Annotated in this window: 12 protein-coding genes, 1 tRNA gene and 1 pseudogene; 5 read left to right on the top strand and 9 right to left on the bottom strand. The window is 46.2% G+C overall.

What is annotated here, in order from left to right:
- Nucleotides 1–4: 4 nt before the first annotated feature.
- Entirely contained in the window at nt 5–361 is a 357-nt protein-coding gene (locus RIG27_RS11490; RefSeq protein ID WP_446345225.1) for a four helix bundle protein, read from the top strand.
- 140 nt (nt 362–501) lie between these two features.
- On the opposite strand, the gene RIG27_RS11485 is transcribed toward RIG27_RS11490, so the two are convergent.
- A complete protein-coding gene (locus RIG27_RS11485) occupies nt 502–630 on the bottom strand; it encodes a hypothetical protein (protein ID WP_446345223.1) in 129 nt (42 codons plus the stop codon).
- On the bottom strand, nt 627–2,075 hold the full coding sequence (locus RIG27_RS11480) for an amino acid permease (RefSeq protein WP_446345221.1): 1,449 nt from the start codon (nt 2,073–2,075) through the stop codon (nt 627–629). Before RIG27_RS11480 ends, RIG27_RS11485 begins: the two co-directional genes overlap by 4 nt.
- Nucleotides 2,076–2,676: 601 nt before the next feature.
- On the opposite strand from RIG27_RS11480, the pseudogene RIG27_RS11475 reads away from it, so the two are divergent.
- Nucleotides 2,677–5,823: pseudogene (locus tag RIG27_RS11475) on the top strand (TIR domain-containing protein).
- A gap of 1 nt (nt 5,824) precedes the next feature.
- On the opposite strand, the gene RIG27_RS11470 reads toward RIG27_RS11475, so the two are convergent.
- The 7 genes from RIG27_RS11470 to RIG27_RS11440 form a co-directional block, all read right to left on the bottom strand.
- Entirely contained in the window at nt 5,825–10,984 is a 5,160-nt protein-coding gene (locus RIG27_RS11470; protein ID WP_446345219.1) for a two-partner secretion domain-containing protein, read from the bottom strand.
- A 1,290-nt stretch (nt 10,985–12,274) separates the two neighbouring features.
- Nucleotides 12,275–13,267 (bottom strand): sensor histidine kinase, encoded by a 993-nt coding sequence (locus tag RIG27_RS11465; protein ID WP_446345217.1) that lies wholly within the window; start codon nt 13,265–13,267, stop codon nt 12,275–12,277.
- Between the two features lie 143 nt (nt 13,268–13,410).
- Nucleotides 13,411–14,028: an L-threonylcarbamoyladenylate synthase gene (locus RIG27_RS11460; RefSeq protein ID WP_446345215.1), complete on the bottom strand. Its 618-nt coding sequence runs from the start codon at nt 14,026–14,028 to the stop codon at nt 13,411–13,413.
- A gap of 217 nt (nt 14,029–14,245) precedes the next feature.
- The gene (gene prmC / locus RIG27_RS11455) at nt 14,246–15,142 is read right to left on the bottom strand and encodes a peptide chain release factor N(5)-glutamine methyltransferase (protein ID WP_446343317.1); all 897 of its coding nucleotides are present in this window, start codon (nt 15,140–15,142) and stop codon (nt 14,246–14,248) included.
- A gap of 78 nt (nt 15,143–15,220) precedes the next feature.
- A complete protein-coding gene (locus RIG27_RS11450) occupies nt 15,221–15,955 on the bottom strand; it encodes a Tic22 family protein (RefSeq protein WP_446343315.1) in 735 nt (244 codons plus the stop codon).
- Between the two features lie 561 nt (nt 15,956–16,516).
- Nucleotides 16,517–16,590 (bottom strand) — tRNA-Pro (locus tag RIG27_RS11445).
- 59 nt (nt 16,591–16,649) lie between these two features.
- The gene (locus tag RIG27_RS11440) at nt 16,650–17,186 is read right to left on the bottom strand and encodes a GNAT family N-acetyltransferase (protein ID WP_446345212.1); all 537 of its coding nucleotides are present in this window, start codon (nt 17,184–17,186) and stop codon (nt 16,650–16,652) included.
- Between the two features lie 936 nt (nt 17,187–18,122).
- Between RIG27_RS11440 and RIG27_RS11435 the strand changes: the two genes are divergently transcribed.
- Genes RIG27_RS11435 through RIG27_RS11425 form a run of 3 tightly spaced genes read left to right on the top strand, consistent with a single transcriptional unit; the run spans nt 18,123 to nt 20,434 of the window.
- Nucleotides 18,123–18,848, top strand: a complete 726-nt coding sequence (locus RIG27_RS11435) for a hypothetical protein (RefSeq protein ID WP_446335109.1) — start codon at nt 18,123–18,125, stop codon at nt 18,846–18,848.
- A gap of 48 nt (nt 18,849–18,896) precedes the next feature.
- Nucleotides 18,897–19,418, top strand: a complete 522-nt coding sequence (locus RIG27_RS11430) for a zinc ribbon domain-containing protein (RefSeq protein ID WP_446345210.1) — start codon at nt 18,897–18,899, stop codon at nt 19,416–19,418.
- Between the two features lie 59 nt (nt 19,419–19,477).
- Nucleotides 19,478–20,434, top strand: coding sequence for an alpha/beta fold hydrolase (locus RIG27_RS11425; RefSeq protein ID WP_446345208.1), 957 nt, complete (start codon nt 19,478–19,480; stop codon nt 20,432–20,434).
- Nucleotides 20,435–20,617 lie beyond the last annotated feature (183 nt).

Genomic DNA, 20,617 nt, shown 5'->3' with positions numbered 1-20,617 from the left:
GCCAGTGCAGTCTTATCGGGATTTACGGGTTTGGCAAGAGGCAATGAATTTAGCTGAAGCTTGCTACCGAGGAACAAGAATATTTCCCAAAGAAGAACTTTATGGCATGATTGCCCAAATCCGTAGAGCAGCCGCGTCGATTTCTGCTAACATTGCCGAAGGTTACGGGCGGCGAACTCGGGGAGAATATATCCAGTTTTTGTACATAGCCCAAGGTTCTCTTAAAGAGCTAGAAACCCATTTGTTACTATCTATCCGAGTCGAACTAGCTTCTTCCCAAACTATCAATCCGATTCTGAGGAGCTGCGAATCAGTCGGAAAACTCCTGTTAGCTCTGATTCGCGCTCTTGAAAATAAGTGACATCCTCCTACATTCAATCAAAGATTAGAATAAAGGCTTCCTTCGGTACAGTTTTTGGAACTATAAGCTGTCATGCATTTAAATTGGGTATTAGTAGCGAGCAAGATGCTCGCACTACAAGGATTTCACCATTATTGACATTAAGGTTTAAATGCCGAACAGCTTACCCGACACCCGACACCCGACACCCGACACCCGACACCCGACACCCCACACCCAACACCCAACACCCAATACCCAACACCCAACACCCACACCCCAATTCTCACTCCTGATACCCCGTTAATCCCAACGCCGTCGCTTCTTCCGGGGCTTGAGCCACCAGTCGATTGCTGCGAAACACTAAAAAGTAAACACTTGCCACAATCAGCGCTATGCCAATCCCCCAAACACCGCCTCGGTAATCAGGGATAGATAGACAAGCAACTAGGGCAAATGTGGCTAAAGCCAAACCCACAAATGCTCCCCCTGTTCCCAATGGACTTTCGTAGGGTTTCGGTAAATAGGGATTCCCTTTTAGCTTCATGTAGCTAACCATGACCAAAATATAGGAAATTAATGCCCCAAACACCGCCATATTCAAAATCACAGCATCGACAGTTTGAATACCGATACTCACCAGTAGCACACAGATAAATCCAATCGTCGCCCCGGCAATTAATGCCCGATGGGGGGTATGATTTTTACTTGTGACTGATAACCAGCGGGGAAAGTACCCAGCACGGGATAGGGAGAAAATAATCCGTCCGTAAGCAAACATATTACCGTGAAGACTGGCAATTAAACCACAAATCAGCGCCAGTGCTGTGACAATGGTACTGGTTGCGCCTGCGCCAAAGTAAGCCTCTAACCCATCTTGTAGGGGAGCATCGGATTGCCCAATCGCCACTGCGCCCCCGCCAACACCAGAGTTAATCACTACGGTGAAAATTGACAAAATAATCAGGGTAACCATGCCAGAAATCATTCCCGCTGGCATATTTCGAGGCACATCATCGGTTTCCTCTGCCGTCATCGGTAATTGTTCAATCGCCAGATACAACCATATTGCAAAAGGAATCGCGCCAAACACTCCAAACCAGCCATTGGGTAACCAGGTTTCTGATTGTCCCGGTTCAGCCGGAATATTAAACAGCAGGTCAAAATTGAATTCACCCGATACCAGCATACTCACATAGAAGATGCTTAATACCGTTATCGCGATGATGGTTAGCCAAAGACAGACTGTCACACTCAGTTCAAACCCTCGGATATTAATTGCCAAAAAAACAGCGTAGGCAAATACCCAGATAAAAAAGCTGGGCAGATTGGGAAATAAGGGCTTGAGGTAATTGCTCAAACTGAACACCAGCGCCGCATTTGCGAGGACATATTCAATCGTGACGGTAACCCCACAAATAAAACCCCAAAAAGGACCGAGGGCATAACGGGTGAACGAGTAGAATCCGCCCGCATGGGGGAGGGCGGCTGAGAGTTCAGCACTGCTATAGACTAAACAGAGATACATAATTGCCATCAAGACAGCAGCAATACTAAACCCCCAGAATCCTCCGGAGGCTAAACCATAGTTCCAACCATAGAAATCACCTGAGATAACAGCGCCAACTCCTAAACCCCATAAGAGTAAACTACCCGCATTTCCTTGAAGTTGTCGCCGTCTGATATAACCATTATTTACTGTTTCGTAAGTAGCAATACCTTGAGAATGTTGCATCTATAAACCTAATCCTCAACTGTTTACCTTGCACCCCAATAACCATTCATTCAGCTCAAACCTTTGGTCGGTTAAGCTCACCAGATTGGGCGACGTTTCCTGACCGTTTTTCCCCAGTTGAGAGGAAAAACGGATGCCGCCCGTTCATTGCTGATTGCTAGTGGTTGATTGCCATGAACCATCAACCATGAACCTCCGAAGGAGTACTCTGTAGTTCTTTGACAGCATCATTCCCTCATTCAGCAAATCGTAATACAGATCCGGATTAACGGCTGAGCTAGTTTAACGACTGATACAAAAGCGTTCCCTTTAAAAAACTTGATCAAAGTGTATTACACAAATCCTAGACTTGGATCGTCAGTTGTATGACGGTTTGGTCGTAAGTGAGGTACACAGATCCCCGACTTCTTAAAGAAGTCGGGGATCTGGCTGGAATCGACTATATTTCATCAACCACGAAATAAACTGTAAAATTAGCGTCGCCAGAGTAAAAAGATACTGTAAAAACAGTTTAAAAATTGGCGGAAATTATTTTATTTTTTCCATTTATGTTTTGCGTCTGTTATAGTTCAAAAATAATGGTTATGCTGTGGCTAAGTGTATGAATAGTTTCCAAGATGCGTTTATTTCTTACGGACGAGCAGACAGTAAAGCTTTCGCCACCAAGCTGTACCAACGACTAATTGAAGCCGAATTCAAGATTTGGTTTGACCAAAACGATATTCCTCTCGGCGTCGATTTTCAAAATCAAATTGACGATGGTTTGGAGAAGTCAGATAACTTCTTATTCATTATTGCGCCGCATTCGGTGAACTCACCCTATTGTGGTAAAGAAATAGAGTTAGCGATTAAACGCAACAAACGGATTATTCCTTTATTGCATGTTGAACAGATTAGCCGATAAACCTGGCAACAGCGTAATCCCAATGGAACGGATGAGGCGTGGGAGGCTTATAAAGCTAAGGGGCTACATTCGAGCTTCCCCAATATGCATCCCCTGATTGGTAAAATTAACTGGGTGTATTTCCGGGAAGGAATTGATGACTTTGAAACCTCTTTAGTCGGTTTGCTGGAGTTGTTGAAAAGACATGGAGATTACGTCAGACAGCATACTCAATTTTTAGCCAAAGCCCTAGACTGGGAAAAACACCAAAAACAATCGCGCTACTTACTGGTTGGGGAAGAGCGCGTGAAAGCAGAATCCTGGTTAAGGGTGCGCTTTGAGACTGAGCAGCCGCCTTGTATTCCCACGGATTTGCACTGTGAGTATATTGGCGAAAGCACCAAGAATGCTAACAACCTGATGACGCAGGTGTTTGTCTCCTACTCGGAGAAAAATAAAAGCGTCATGGAGAAGGTGGTAAAAACGCTGCGGCGAGAGGGAATCACGATTTGGACGAATAAGACGGATATTAAAACCGGTAAAGATTTCCAAGCGCAAATCGATAACGGCATCGAAGCGGCGGATAATTTTATTTATTTAATCTCACCTGATTCCATTCAATCGAAGTATTGTCAGGATGAGGTTAACCACGCTTTTGCCCATAACAAACGTCTGATTCCGGTATTAATCGAACCCACCGATCTGAAAACAATCCCTTCTCGCATCCGGAGTATACAATTTATTGATTGTACCGGGTATCAAGATGAAGCCGCTTATCAAATTGCCACGGATAAGTTAATCAATGAATTAAACCAAGAGGCTAGCTATTACGAACAGCATAAAGTTTTATTAGTCAAAGCCCTGAAATGGCAGCAGCAAAATCGTAATCCCAGTATTTTATTGCGCGGGTACAATTTACAGCAGGCTCAAAATTGGCTCAAAATAGCCAAACAGCGCCGGGAACACCCCCCGTTACCCGTGCATGAAGCGTTTATTAATGAAAGCAGTCAGCAACCGCCTGACACCTCCATCGATGTGTTCGTTTCCTACTCCCGTACCGATTCCGATTTTACCCGTCGCTTAAATGAGGCGCTGCAAGTTCAGGGAAAAACCACCTGGTTTGATCAGGAAAGTATTGCGTCAGGGAGTGATTTTCAGCAGGAAATTTATCGGGGGATTGAAGGGTCTAATATTTTTCTATTTATTATCTCCCCCAGTTCGGTTAATTCGCCTTACTGTGCTGATGAGGTGGAGTATGCGGTGAAGATGAACAAGCGAGTGGTAACGGTACTGTATCGGGAGGTGCCAACCGATCAACTCCACCCGATTATGGCAAGTGTTCAGTGGATTAATTTTAACAAGAATGGGGGAGATTTTTATGCGAATTTCAGTGAATTAGTCAGGGCGTTAGATACAGATCGGGAACATTTACAGGTGCATACACGCTTACTGGCGCGGGCGCTGGAGTGGGACAGGGAAGGGCGTGATCCCAGTTTTTTGCTGCGGGGGAAGGATTTAGAAACCTCAGAACAATGGCTTAAGCAAGCAGCGGATAAGGAACCGAAACCGACTGAACTTCAGAAACAGTACATTACAATTAGCCGCAAATCTCCCTTCCGTAAACCTAAACGTAGTACTGTATTGTTAGGCAGTTTGGCTGCGTCAGTTTTGGTGATGGGAGTGCGTTTTTTGGGACTTTTACAGCTCGTTGAATTGGCGGCTTATGGTCATTTTATGCGCCTGCGATCCAGTGAACTTCAAGATGATCGTTTTGTGATTGTGGAAGTTACGGATGACGATATTAATAATGTTTTGCTGAAAGAGTATGAAGGGGGAAAAGGAACCATACCTGATGCGGCGCTTAACGATATTTTGGAGAAATTGGCACCGTATCAACCGCAGTTGATTGGGTTAGATGTGATCCGCGATTTCCAAGTGCAGTCTGATCAGAAAGAATTAGCGACTCGTTTGGAACAAGATAACCGTCTGATTGGGGTGTGTAAGTTGAGTTATGAGGAGAAACAGGGCGCTATCCCGCCGCCGGAAATTCCCGAAGCCCAACTGTCAGAACGGGTGGGTTTCAGTGATTTAGTCCAAGATGGTAATTCAGGAGTACGTCGCCATTTATTGGTTCATGCACCCGACGAAACTTGCCCAATCATGAGTGCATTTAGTCTCGCGATCGCACGTCGTTATTTAGAGGCTGAGGGTCAGGTGTACAAACCGCCGTTTAGTCCGGAGGGAGAGTATTTACAGCCACTGCAATTTGGCAGTACGATTTTTCCTTCCTTAGGTGCGTTTTCTGGCGGGTATCAAGGGCAATCTGATGCTAACAGTACCTATCAACTTTTACTGAATTACCGTTCTTTTCAGGGTGATCCCCGGCAATTTGCGCCACGAGTAACCTTGACACAAGTTCTGGAGAATCAGCTTTCTGAAGCCGATGTGAAAGACCGAATTGTGATGATCGGGATTACGGCGAGAACCAGTGTCAATGATTATTTTTCTACACCCTACGGTGAAATTGCTGGTGTCGTTCTTCAGGCGCAGATGGCGAGTCAAATTATCAGTGCGGTTCTCGATGGACGAATGCTGATTTGGTGGTTGCCATTTTGGGGCGATGTGCTGTGGATTTTGGGTTGGTCATTGGTTGGTGGTGTGATTGTTTGGCGCTTCCAGCAACCTTTATATATTGGTTTAGCAGGGGGGGTTGGTTTAATTGTTTTGTACGGCACTTGTTACGTGATGTTCAATGCTTTGGGAGGTTGGATACTGTTAGTTCCACCAGCGTTGGCTTTGTTGGCGACAAAAGGGATTGTCCTATATGTGACTTCCATGCCAACAGGATCGCGTTTTAAATTTTAGGTTAACCTGTAGGGTGGGTTAGGCGGTACTTAATTGATGAAACCAAACATTTAATAATATATACGCCGTAACCCACCAAGCCAGTAGGGTGGGTTAGGCGATACTTAATTGATGAAACCAAACATTTAATAATATATACGCCGTAACCCACCAATTTACCATTTGCTGGCGTCGCGACATTGGCAGGCACTCCTTTTTCAGACCTGGGAACAACTGAGGTAGCCGGATTTTCCGGGCTGTTGAGGCTAACGCTACCCGCTTGACCGATTTGAGTTGCAGCCGAGATTTGGCTTTTGCCGCTCAGGGATAGAGTATTCAAGTCTTCTAAGAGGATGTCAGCGCTAGTACCCGATACATTGCTGGCTGAGACTTGAGCTTGATTATCCAAACTTAGTTGAGGAGTGTTAATGATGACACCACCAGCATTACCTCCCTCTTTGGTGGCTTCTGCAAGAATACCACCGCGCCCTTTGTTTTCTCCCTCAGTTAAAATACCACTGAGTTCGACTGAATCGGTTGCCTCTACGGTGACACTGCCGGCTTTTCCGCTTTGAGTCGAGGTTGAGATTAAGCTATCACTGACCTGTAGTGTCTGTAGTTCTTGTAGCTTGATGTTCCCCCCAGTTGTACCGGAGACATTACTTGCTGAAACCTGAGCTTGATTTTCTAAACTCAGTTGAGAGGTGTTAAGGGTGACATCACCAGCATTACCCTCTTTTTCATCTGCCTGCGCTGATATGCTGCTGTTGTTGAGGGTAACTGAGGTAGCGGGATTTTCTCCTTGGTTGAGGTTGATGCTACCAGCTTGACCCCTTTGAGTAGAAGCGGATATCTCACTGTTATGGCTCAGTTGTAGAGAGGTTAAACTCTGTAGTTGAATATTGCCGCCACTACCTGCATCTGTGGTTGCTGTTAACTTGGCTTGGTTATCTAGAACCACAGAAGGAGCATCAACTGTCAGGTTTCCTGCGGTTCCATTTCCCGTGCTGCTGACAGTAGCTTGTGCGCCATTTTCAATACTTAATCGCCCTGTATTAATAGTGACGCCGCCAGCGTTACCACCATGGGTGGCTTCTGCGGCTAAGCGACTGTTACCACTCAGTTCGACAGTGCCTCCTAGAGCCTCGACTGACACATTGCCTCCAGTACCATTTTCAGTGGAAGCGGATATCTCACTGCTATTGTTCAGTTGTAGAGAAGATAAATTCTGTAGCTGAATATTGCCACCACTACCTGCCTCTGTAGTTGCTGCTAGTTTAGCTCCACCACGTAGAATCACATCAGGGGAGTTGACCGTTAAATTGCCTGCCCTTCCTTTATCTGTACTGCTAACGGTAGCTTGTGCGTCATCTTCAATACTTAACTGTCTGGCAGCAATTTTGATGTTGCCAGCATCACCTCCTTGGGTCGCTTGCGCCAACACTCCTCCTTGAGACACCTTCTCCGCTTCTCCAGGCAGGGTAAACATCCCAGTGCCGCTCAAGTTGACTGACTCGGAAGCCTCTACCGTGATATTTCCTGCTTTCCCACTTACAGTAGACGTTGAGATTCGGCTATCGCTTACCCGTAGAGTTTCCAGTTCCTCTAACAAAATATTACCAAACCCTTCCTTACCACTCGTCGTTGTTTCAGCAGTTATTTCAGATCCATTAATCAAATCAACAGCACTGGCAGTAACCGTGATATTTCCAGCATTTCCTTCAGCCGTGCTACTGGTTGTAACGCGGCTCTCATCAAGGCTAACAAAACCTCCGGTTGCCCTTATTGAAACACTACCACTATTCCCTTCCGATGCAGTCCCTGCAATAACAGAAGAATCATTTGCAATTTCAACAGATTGACCTGTGATATTAACATCACCCCCATCTCCCGTCGCTCTTTCTTCAACGTTGGTTGCGATTTGACTATTACCTTGAATCAAGACAGAACCACTAGATTGAATAGATATATTGCCACCATCTCCTTTGCTGCCAACATTTAACTCTGTTAACGTTCCGTTTGTTAAAGCGCTATTGGTAACACTTGCATTAAGATTATAATTCCTGATACTAATTAGACCACCTGCAATCGTTATATTCCCGCCTTGACCCTCTTCTTGCTCGACAAAAGACAGTGAAGCTGAGTTAATTTCGGAAGCTGTATCTTTGTCTCCAACTAATGATACAGCGCCTCCATTCATTGCCTCTATCGTAATATTCCCAGACTGACCTGTTCCGTAAGCTAATGCTTGAATAGTCACATCAGTTAGTTGAATTGCTGGTTTATCTGAATCTGTTGAGGTTGAGCCAGCGGTAATTATGACATCACCACCCTCACTACCAGAAGAGACACTATACACCCCCTCCGCAGAGTATGAGATGAAGCTAAAGTCACTTCGGGTATCAAAAGTGCTATCGCTGATGTCCACAGTTCTACCAGCCGTAATCAGGACATCACCAGAAATGCTATCTGTATCCCCAGTCTCAAAAGTGCTATTGCTGATGTTTACAGTTTCATCAGCCCTAATCTGAACATTACCACCATAAGCATTATCATCCTTTTCACGGGGGTATCCGGTGTGATTAGTTGGGAAGGAGGTATCAAATCGGCTCCATGTGATGTCTACAGTTTTACCCGTAATCAAGACATCACCAGAATTACGACCGCTAGACCAACCGCCGGTATCAAAATCGCTATAGATTTTCACGGCTCCATCAGCCATCAGGGAAATCGCTCCCCCATTACCGTAGTGGGAGAAGTGGGAGGGGGTGGAACCGCTGGGGCTGTGCTGTGAGCGAGAAGTGAAATTACCGTAAGTAGTGATGTTACCGCCAGCATAGAAGGAGATCGCTCCACCATTGCCTGAGGAGAAGTTGTAGTGGTAACTGGAGTCGGCGAAGTCGGTTGAGATTGAGTAGGCGGAGGAGTTGAGTTCACCGTTGGTAGTGATGTTACCGCCAGCATTTAGAGTGATCACTCCCCCATCGCCTGAGGAGTCAAGGGAGTTGTAGGAGGTGGACTTGAAGGAGGAGTTGAGTTCACCGTTGGTAGTGATGCTCCCTCCAGCATTTAGAGCGATCGCTCCCCCATTTTCACCAGAAGAGGAAGAATCTAGGATTCCTGTGGTGATACTGCCACTAGCATCAAGGCTAATCGTGCCTCCAGCATTCACAGGATTGTTCGTATTCAGATTTTCCACACTGATGTTTCCATTTGTGGCATTTAGATTGATTGAACCACTCTTTCGAGTAATAGGAGTTCCAAATAGCAGTTGTGTTCCTATTGCTTCTCCCCAAGGTGCCGGATCACCCGCCCGGAACAACGTGCCGGAATCCCCTCCCGCATCATCAGTAACACTCAAAGTCCACTTTCCCGTAGGGTTCTCGCCCTGAAAAACCGCTAATCCTCCAGCACCTTCAGGTTTGAAGATTCCATTAAAAGGAGCTGACCCTTGATTAATGCTCCTTTGTGCTTCATCATCGAGTAGAGTGTCCTGGAAATTATCACCACTACCCCCCACCCCTACATCACTGAACAATTCTAACTCCCTTCCACCTGGCGATTTGAGAGACACATCCAAGTCACTATTCCAGGTATGTGCTGCCGAAAACCGTACATCCAGATTCTCCACAGTTGGCACCGAATCCGGTACAGTGAACGTGAAAATAGCACTACCCTGAGTTCCCGCTTCCGGAATCGAACCCCCCGCATCCACATCCACCGTCGCAATCAACTCACCCCCCTCAACCAATAAGGTATTGATATTCCCCAACGTCAAACTCGCACCATTAATAACAATATCCCGCCCATTCGTATAGAGGGTATCTCTGAGAACATCCTCCATCACCACCGCACCCACCCCATCACTATCTGCATCGGCGGTTAACTCAATCTCCCCACTACCAGATGCAAAGTCTAAAGCATCATCAGCTAAATCATCAATCCGAATATCATTAGTCGCCTGTAAAATAACATTGGTATCCCCCGCTAACCCCTCCAACTCCGACTCATAAATCGTCGTCGGTGCTGTATCATTAATCGTACTCAACGGCGCACTCCAAATCTCTCCTACCTCTCCAGAATTATTCCCGGCAAACGTATCCGTACCATCCGTCGCACTATCACCAGAACCATTAGCAATCCTAATATCCGTCGGGTCAAGCAGCAAAGTCCCCCATAACCCATTCACCGCACTGGTATCAACCGTTCCCCGAAATATCAGGTGTTCCTTCGCCGATACCTCTACAAACCCCCCATTTCCCGATTCAGTTCCCCCACGGGCGCTAATTGTGCCATAAAATCCTGTCACCTCATCTGCCCAAACAATGACATTACCCCCATCGCCTGTAGTTAAAGTATCAGCATTAATAATTACATCTGAACCAATAAAAGTACGCCGCGCATTGGGAACATCACCGTTCCCCTGAAACCCGCCACCAATTAACACCGTACCGCCACCCGTCTGTGAGGAAACATCAATCCGGGCATTATCTAACAAACCAACCCGTTCTCCTAAAACCTGAACTAACCCGCCTGGTGCTGTAAGAGAACCCGTACTGGTAACTTCGCTACCAAATAATGTTAGAGACTTGCCCGAATCAACCGCTAAAGAACCCGCATTGCTAATAGTTCCCCCTGAACTCAAATTACTTTCTATATTCCCAGATGGTTGGGAGGATTCAGAGGGGTTATTTTGCCCATACTGCAACCCCGGAGTCACGTTAATCGTCAACAACGGCGGCGCTTCCGGATTCACCGCACTAAACTCACTACCATCGGGAAACTTAAAACTATTTGCCGTAGATGCCAAAAACGAACCGCCAATATCTAACCGGGCATTGGGACCAAAAATCACCCCATTGGGATTGAGTAAAAAGAGATTCGCCGCACCATTTGCCCGAATCAAGCCATCAATATCGGAAATATTAGTACCCGTTACCCGACTAAAAATAGTCTCAATTTCCAAGGCATTGTTAAAAAACGCTTGACCCCCCGTGGGAATAGAAAACTCCTGGAAACTATGGAACAAGTTAACCCCGCGCACTGTGCCATCCTCAATTGTGAACACCTTGCCATCTGGCGTAACACGAGAATTAACCGGAAGCGTATTATCAGGAATTATCGGCTGTGAACTAGCGGGTTGAACACCAACCATCACGCTGAACGCGACGCTGCTAGCCAATGCTAGGGAAAAGCCTTTTTCTTGTGTAAGTGATACCTTTTCAGGGCAAGTCCAATCCTTGTTTACCGCGCTTGACAGTGCTGCGAAGATATGCATAGTATAAGCTCCAGCAATTTATCTGTTGATGTGCCTGTCAACCCACCCCACCAACTTGAGAAGTATGTTTCATCAAGTAACCCTTAATCTAATTTTTGTGAGGTGGGTTAAAACGAATTAACTGCTAATGGATAAAATGCTTTTGCCCTGATTCAGAGAATTAAACCCAGTGGGGTTCAGTGGTTCTATTATAGATAGGAATAAACTGAAAATGACAGGGGTTATTTTTATAGTGTGAAATAATTTATACTTAGCTTTTACAGCTTGCCATCAGAAGAAAATTCTGGGGGTATTGCATTCCCAATCCACCTTGACTAAAGGAAAATCTCTGCACACCAACTGTAGGGGCGCACTGACGTGCATTGGTGTCAACTTAAGGTAAAAAGCAGGGGAAGCTGGGGAAGCTGGGGAAGCTGAGGGAGCAATGTAAAGACGCTTCTCCCATCGCGTCTGGGAGTTCTTGGAGCCAGGACACCGTAGCTGAAAATTAGGATGGGCAAGGGTTGTGGCTTAAGTTGACACGCATGAGGCTCAGTGCGCCCTCGGGACTTGAGCAATGGTGCGTTACGGTTCGCTCTCCTCGCGATGGCGGCTTGACCCAGCTAAAATTGTGGAATAGATTTTACCATTGAATCGGGCGCACGTCTGTGCGCCCCTACAATTCTAATCGACCCAATTAGGTGTGCCACGCCACTACAACTTGACAACAAGTGGACAACAAGTTGACAGCCGATAATAACTATGCTAGGTTGAGCAAAATGTTATAATTTCCTAACAAAAAAACCCTTTTCTCTCTTGCATTTATTGTTAGAAACGCTACAATTTTTGGTGACAGAAATAAAACCGTCAACTCACAATACGACTGAAAATCAATTACCCCACCTGAGTTCAGAGGCAATTAACCCTAATCCTGAAGCCGATTAATACTCCGGTGACCGGTGAGTCGTCTACAAACCAACTAAAATCTGAAGATTTTCCCCCAAGTTAACCAAAGCTAGATGGGGTCAATCTTCAACTGAAAACATCGAGACATTTGCAACAAGCATGAGATAAACTTTGACAACCAAAACCCAAGGAGTTTAGGGAAAAATGGATTGCAGTACTATTGAACAGACCCTAACTAATTACAAGTAATCTAGTTAGGGTCTGTTCAATGTAACACCACAACCACAATGGTGCTATACAATCAACCGATTATGACTGCTCTGCCAACGCCCGTTCGATCATCTCCGGAGTTGCTAGAGGCATAGAACATTGTAATCGGATACAAGTGTCTGTAACTGAATCGTCGCTTGGTTCTTTCCCAGGAATAGGTAGTAGTTCCAAGCGTCCTTTCATCATCTCCACTAAGGTTTGCACCATCAACCAATTCATACCGGGTGAGGTTGTTGATGAGGTTGTTTCCTGTTCCTCTGAGTCATTAGTGTCGGAGAGTAAATCAACGGCTTCACTCCAAATCGAGTTGGGACATTCTAGATCAATCCAGATATTCACCATCTGGGGGTTGTCAGAATTTGCTGTAGAAACCTGAATACTCCCTTCTTCCATTTGGGCAATAGCGCTGTCCACAATTCCCACTAATACCTGACGAAAACCCCTAGGATCAGCTAAGACTTCTATCTGGGGATCAGGGGAAATCACTTTCAGCCGCAGATTACGATTCCCGGCTTGCATGTGGGTGAGGACTTCGAGTTCTTCAAAGCATTGGCTCAATTGCAAAGGACGAGTCTCTAGACGATTAGTACCGTGTTCCGTTTTGGCTACGGCAATCACCTCATCTAAAATTTTTACCATCTTCTGCGCCGAGGTATGGGCTTGAGCCACGAATTCCTTAGCTTCTTCGGGTGAGTCACACAAATCGGACAAAATGAGCTGATGCATCCCCATCAAACTACTCAGGGGTGATCGCAGTTCGTGGGATGTCCGCGCCAAGAACCCAGCTTTATATTGGCTGATTTCATGCGCCATTTGGTAAGCCAGTTGGGTTTGCTGGAGTTCCTGCTTCAGGGGTTGAAGTTCATCCTCCTTCACCGGTTCCGCCTTAGCTGGCTGTGATTCCTCGGGTTTTGACATTGGCGGTTCTGATACCGTTGAACCGTCTGGCTGTTTGCTGGAACGAGTAGTGCGGCTGACAACGAGTCCCATGACAATACCCACTACTAGATAGATCAGCTCCATGTTGCCCATATTTTTTCCAACTCTTCAACGTAATTCGCGGGACTCCCCATCCACAATCTTTTATTTGGCTAGGGTAGTAGGCTAATGAATTCTATTTTTATTCTTGCCATACCCGCCTACCGATTAAGCATAGCCCGTTTTCCCCATCGTCATCACCCCTTAGACAGGGAACAGTCGAATGAGACAGCGCCTTGGCGCAAAATTTGCCACCCGTCTCCTGTCCATTTCACCACCGTAGAGGGTGCGCCTTGGGTATTGGGGTGACGCTCCTCTAATTCTTTGGATTCGGTGGGATGAAGCGTCAGCACCTCCGGAAACTCTGCCTCAATTTCTGGCATTGTATGTAAGGGAGGTTTGCCGGAGACGTTGGCGCTTGTTGTGGCTAAAGGACCCGTCTGGGACAAAATTGAGATCGCGACTCTAGAGTCGGGAACCCGCAAGCCAATTGTGGTCGGAGCTGTGGGGTTCATCGCCGCCGGAACTTTATCCGAAGCCGGTAACACTAAGGTGAGCGCTCCGGGCCAATAGTGCTTTGCCACTTGCTGCCAAATCTCTAATTCGGCGTCTGTCCCCTTGACATAAGACCAAAGTGATGATGGGAATGAACCCATTAAAATTAAGGGTTTGTTATTGCTTCGCTGCTTCAGCGTAAATATTAATTCTGCATAATCCGGTCGCACAGCGAGAGCGGGTATCGTGTCGGTAGGAAAGCTTACGATCTGACCAGAATTAGCGCCAGCCACTAGGGCAGACATGAAGACATGAGTCATATTGAGGTTATATAATACTCCAATAGTTTCAGGGAAATATTTAATAGTTTGCTGGAAAGTAAGACAAAAGTCAAAATTTGTCTTATGTCTTATGTCCGCTCATGTCCTGATGATTGCCTGGAATTGCCATGCTGTTAAAGCCATCATTTTAGGAATTTTTATCCAGGGTGTTTGACTGGACATGATATCGTTTGTCGGATTTAGAACTTATGACGTATTACTGCCGATACGCCAAGGCAAAACGGTCAATTCCGGCTAAATCTGGGATAATTTGAATCTGACAATAACTCCCCTGTTGATGCAACAACTGAGCAACCGTATCACCTTGTCCTGCCATCATTTCTATCATCCAAACGCCCCCAGGATGCAGGTAATCGGGAGCCGTCCTAATCAGGTGGCGAATGCAGTCTAGACCATCAATTCCCCCGTCAAGTGCCATAAGAGGTTCGTGATCCCGTACTTCTGGCTGTAACTGTTGTAGCTCATCTCTGGGAATATAGGGAGGGTTGGAGACTATACCACTCAATTGCCCTTTGAGTGATGTCAAGGGGGACAACCACGACCCTTGATAAAATTGAATTCTTGACTCAAATCCTAGCTGTTGAGCATTCAGTTGGGCAATCGCGAGGGCATCATGACTGTAATCAACGGCGTGAATTGTCGCATCAGGAAACGCCTCAGCTAATCCTAACGCGATCGCACCACTCCCTGTACCTAAATCTGCCCACTGTCCAGCGTCGAGTTGAGGGATTGGACTCTGCCCCGCCGCACTGACAGCCAAATCGATTAAATACTCGGTTTCCGGTCTAGGAATCAACACTGCAGGCGACACCTTCAGCGAAAAACGCCGCCAAGGAGTGACTCCTACTAGATACTGTACAGGCAAGCGATCACAAAGACGCCGCTGCCAGAGTTGAGTAAGAACTGACAGCGGATAACGTAATTCAATGTGCGATCGCGCCTTAAACGACTCTAGGCGTAGCGATAAGGGGTCAAGTCCTGCGACCTCTTGAAGCAACCAATCTACTTCAGCCACAGGGATATCAGCCTCTACAGCCGACCGACGGGCGTCTTGTCGCCACAGCCAGAGGTTTTGACCCGATACTACAGCCAATGTCCTAATGTCCTAGAGGATGGCTCTGGCGTTGTAGCCATGAGTAATTAACCTGATTCCCTTTAGCCTAATTTAGATCTATTGAGAAGAGGATTGACGCAAAAATTGTAAAGATTCTTGCGAAGGAATGAGTAGAATTTGCTCAAGTTGAGGGTTATCCTGAGTCTGCAATGTATTAATAATACCCTCTAGCGGCACAACCTGGATCTGAACACTCGAAGCCAGGTTAGGCTGTTGTTCCTTAAAGCGGTTGACCAAATTCTGTAACTGCTCTTTGTCAAAGAAAAAGGGAATGACTTGCTGACCCTCTTGTTGAATCGTTAAATACCCTCCTTGTTGACCTCCTTTTGCCACAAACAGAGGGACACCCCGAAATTCTTGCCCTTGACCCAGAAGCTGTTGGGCGGACTGCACTTGCCGCTGCACTGGAATATAGGCAAAATCTAAACCATTAGGTTGGTTTTGACTCTGTTGATCGAGTTGATAGACTTCTGCTAACGATACAGGCACGACCCGGACTTGGTTACCCAACTCAGGCTTTTCCTGCTTCAATCGTTCCACAAAGGCTTCTGCGTCTCCCTGGCTAATAAAGACGCCTGCAACTGCTTCATTCTGATTGTTCTGATTAGGAATAGAGGCGACTAAGGGTGAGCCTTCTCCATCAGTAACTGTAAATACAGGTACGGTTTGTAACTTTTCCATCACCTGCTGTTCGGTCAAAGCCAGCGCCCGCAGATTTCCACCAAAAAAGGAGCCTAGGAGAGTAGTCCCCACTAAGCCCAATGTTGCACTCCAGCGAACTAATGATTTCATCACAATTACCTCTTGAATTCTCGCGTAATACCTGATCAAAACTAGGATACCGCTCTCACTTGATGATGACATCTCTTTCTTGAGATGATGACATCTCTTTCTTGACATCCTCACCGCACTCATAGGGCGGTGATTCCCTACCAGTCTATCCAGCCATTGAATTCCAACAAATCAAACAGGTTCCATTCTGAACAGTTGGAACTCCGGTGGATAGGCTCTCGCTGGGCTTCGGCGTGAGGCTTCGACGGTTAGCGCTCAGCCGAACGGTTGACGGCTCACCACAAACCGCCTCATCAGAGGTCTTACACTTGCTCCCCGTCCATTTAGAGTCGTGGGTATGCCCTACCCCGACTTTTTTTATGTTTATGGATGCGTTATTCTGAGCATTCCTAGTCTTATCTGAGTTAAGAAAACTGACTAGATTTAATCTAATAGAGTTCCAGTTGTTGAAGATAAGAGTTAATGTAATTATCTCAAATTCATAAAAAGGTCAAAACTTATTCAGCACCCCCTCAACGATGAGCAGATGGCGTTCCTTGCGCCGAATTCAGATAAAAAAAATCGGGATGACAGGATTTGAACCTGCGACATCCTGCTCCCAAAGCAGGCGCGCTACCAAGCTGCGCTACATCCCGATGCATATCTTGATAATATACCTTAGCGTCCAAATTGCCCAGTCTCAATCGCATAAAAATCAGTCCGGATACCAGAACATGCCTTTGATGCCTTCGGGATCAGCCATAAATCCCATTTGCCGATAAAAATTGACCACTTGGGGATCGGCAAAGAGAGTGATATTACTGATATCTTCACTGCGAAGTTTCTTAATGGTGTACTTCATCAACGCCTTACCCAGCCCCTTACCTTGGAATTGGGGGTGAACCACCACATCCCAAATTGTGGCATTAAAGGCATGGTCAGACGTAGCCCGGGCAAAACCAATCAGACGCCTCGTGTTCCCTCGCTGTTGCCACATGGACACGACGAGGAAACTATATTCAATCGCTTTACGAACTTTCCGCATCGGTCGTCTTGACCAACCCACGGCGTCGCAAAGCTCCTCTAATTCATACAGATCAAATTCTCGATCCGTACTAAATAGGATACGCCAATTACCAGCGCGATCGCCAGACGCAGGAGACTCGCTGAAATTTGAAATGGTATCCCCTTCAAATTTTGTCGATGTCGAAGCAGTGTCAGCACTGCCAAAAAAGCTCTTCCAAAAACCCATGCCGATGTGGCTATAGCATTTTATACTGGTTATCCGTTACACAAGACCTAGGCCAAGCTACTTACGGCTAGACGTATCTAACGGGTTAGCTTGACGATTATTCAAAACTTTGACGTTTTGAACTGTAGCACTCAGGCTAATGACAAAGGCTTTCAGAAGCCGTTACATAAGACTCACCCAAAGTTACCCACAAGTGGACATCCTTGACGCTTACTTCCTGCTTCACTCTGGCAGTGACGGCACTCAACCAGTCCACAGGCTCTACCCCACCTAACTGGCGGAACCATCTTTGTTCAGTCTATCTTTGTTCAGGCTATCTTTTTCAGGCTATCTTTTTCACCTACCTATTTTTTACCTACCTAGCTGTGGTTTTTGGCTGGATAGGTATACCAATAAAGTATACATATAATTGGCAGCAAATTCTATCGGGACAAATGTCTACCCAATTTTGGGCAATAATGGGTAACGGTTTCCAGCTTTTTGATTACAGCCAATTACCCCACACTGCACTCCATCAAGTCAGTGTGGGGCAAGTCAGTGTGGGGAGTTGTCTCTTATCATGCATAACTTTTCATGCATAAATTTTGGATTGACCCCCGGTAGGACAACTTTCACCTGACATGCTTATCGTACCACAATTGGCGCAATACATTCCTATAACCATTAGGACTAAAGCTGGCTCTTGCAGTCAAGCAAGCAACAACGTCTTATGTCAACACCAAATTTGACCCTATCCCTACGCTAATCGCCTACACTTAAAGTTTGGCGGTCAGTGGCAAATCGTGACTCAGAGCAAGACCTTCTTCAGCTAGACTGAGGCTATTGTGCCGAATTTGTGAGAGATTAACCAGATACGGCAGGTTTTTGCTTTGAGGCTGAGCTTGCTGGGTTATCCTAAAAGCTTTTAACTAAAGCGAACGCCTTCTCCCCCTACTTATGGCTGCGGGTCTGAAATCATCCACACTAGAACTGCTGAAACGCTTCAATCGGGCGTTTCCAGAATTTTATGAGCAGTTTGTCAGTAGTGAGATCCAATTGCAAAACCTGAGACTAGCTTACAAACTGTACAAAACTCGGCGCGTCGTCATTGAGATCAAACCCGAAGGCTCGAAAAGCGCTCTACATTTTGCCTACCGTAACCAGTCTTTTCTCCTCAGCGATATTTTTGGGGTTTTAGCGGCTTATGGATTAACGATTCACAGCCTGAGTCTTCATGGTCAAATCAGTCCCCCCATGTTGGTGTTCATCAAGCTAGTCGTATCCCGTGGTAGCAAAGCCCTGACCCCCAAAACAGCCGATAATGTCTGCCGTGCCATTCGGGAGGCGTTGGCGGGACGTTTTGAAGTCGAAGAAATGCTGGCGGTGGAATTTAATCTGGATGCTGGCTTAGAACAAGTCGAAACTGAGTTCTATGTAGATCCAGTATTTCATCTACCCGCCCTGTTAATTGAAGCTGATAACCAGCCGGGATTATTTTATAAGGTAATGTACGCCGTCTGGCAAGAAGACTTACTCGTCGTCAACGCTAACTTACTCGTCTGGCGTGGACGTACCCGCCTTATTCTCTACTTGCTCGGTCCCAATGAAAACTTGATTCCCGAATATTTAGGGCAGAAAATTGCCGAAAGTGTTCGACAACGATTATTAGGGCGTCGGTTTTGAGTGTTGAGTGTGTCGAGGCGGGTTGAGGAAATTTCGCCCAAGCTGTTGATGATATGTCGGACTAAGAAAGGCTCTGCTAACCGTAAGAAACGGACTGCTGAGGTAGCCAAACTGCACAGCAAAATAACAAATCGCAGAAGTGCTTACCAATGGCAGGTCGCTAACAAACTGGTCAAGGTAAACCCACGGAATACATCCAGGGAATGCAGCGCCTGTGGTCATATTGATAAAGCAAACCGGGACAGAGAGCGGTTTATCTGTGTCGAGTGCGGTCATTTTGATCATGCCGATAAGCAAGCTGCGCGAAATATTAAGCGTAAAGCCGTTGTTGAATATGACTTGAAATTAGTTAAGGTACCCACGGACTGTGGGAAACCCAAACAGCTAAACCTGTTTGAAACGCCCAGCACTGAATTAACAGTGCTTAGCCCTGAGCGAAGCCGAAGGGCTAAAAGGAGAAAACACGACACCCGCAAGGGTAAACATCGTGTGCCTGGGAACCTGGGAAGACAGCTAGAACTGTTTTCTCAGGATATGTGGAATGTGAGTTCCGCAGAATCCCCCTTTTAGAAAAAGGGGGAGTGTCAACCTCTTGACCACCTGTCCCAATTCTCGGATAGGATGGATGTATGGCAACGATTGAGATTCTAGGGGCTACCCACGCCTACGAATTAACGCCTCCCAAGGCATCCTCATCCCCAGTTTTGGTCTTTATCCATGGCTGGCTTTTAAGTCGTAACTATTGGCAACCACTGATTGATCGATTAGATGATGATTATCAATGTTTAGTTTATGATTTGCGGGGATTTGGTGATTCTCAATCCCCAACGGATAAAACACCAAAAACCGAATCGGCTTTGAGGGCTACCACCTCTGGCGGGGCGGGTGCGAAGGATAATGCGGCATTAACATCGGCAGACGTTGATGCCACTCATTTATCAACCAGTAACTACACCCTTGTGGCTTATGCTAGGGACTTGGGTATTCTACTCGAAAAGCTGGATATCGATAACGCTTGGCTGATTGGTCACTCTCTAGGTGGCAGTATTGCCTTGTGGGGCGCATCAGTGGCTTCAGAACGGGTCAAGGGGGTGATTTGTCTGAATGCGGGGGGTGGCATTTATTTAAAAGAAGAGTTTGAACGATTTCGGAATGTAGGGAAACAGTTAGTCAAACGCCGCCCTCAGTGGTTATGTTATCTGCCCTTGATTGATGTACTGTTTACACGGGCACAGGTGGCACGTCCCCTGGCACGTCGTTGGGGACGACAACGGGTGATTGATTTTGTTGTGGCTCACCCAGAAGCAGCATTGAGGAGTCTCTTGGATTCGACAACTGAGGCTGAGGTTCACCGTTTGCCTCAGGTGGTATCACAGCTTCAGCAACCCGTGTATTTTTTGGCGGGGGCGAATGATAGAGTAATGGCTCCTAAATATGTGCGCCATCTGGCTAGCTTCCATAAGCTTTTTCAAAATGGCGGTGCTAATGTGATTGAAATTCCTAATTGTGGTCACCTGGCAATGGTCGAACAACCCGATATTGTGGATACTCAAATTCGCAGGATTTTGGCTGAGTCGTTGAGTTGAGCGTCAGTTAAATGGCACTGACCGAGAACTAGGGATACAAGCCTCGTCCTTTTAGGACGACTTTTTATTTTCTCTTAGTCTTGTATTGTAATAAATAATGTGTTAATCTATAAAATTAGTCTAGCACAGGCGAAAGTCGTGAGTATCGCCAATCGATTTATCGATGATTATCACGTAAAGTGA

Origin of the sequence: Coleofasciculus sp. F4-SAH-05 (genome assembly GCF_040222985.1) — a bacterium.
In the GTDB taxonomy this organism is placed as follows: Bacteria; Cyanobacteriota; Cyanobacteriia; order Cyanobacteriales; family Coleofasciculaceae; genus Coleofasciculus; species Coleofasciculus chthonoplastes.
This window is presented reverse-complemented; position numbering and strand designations above follow the sequence as displayed.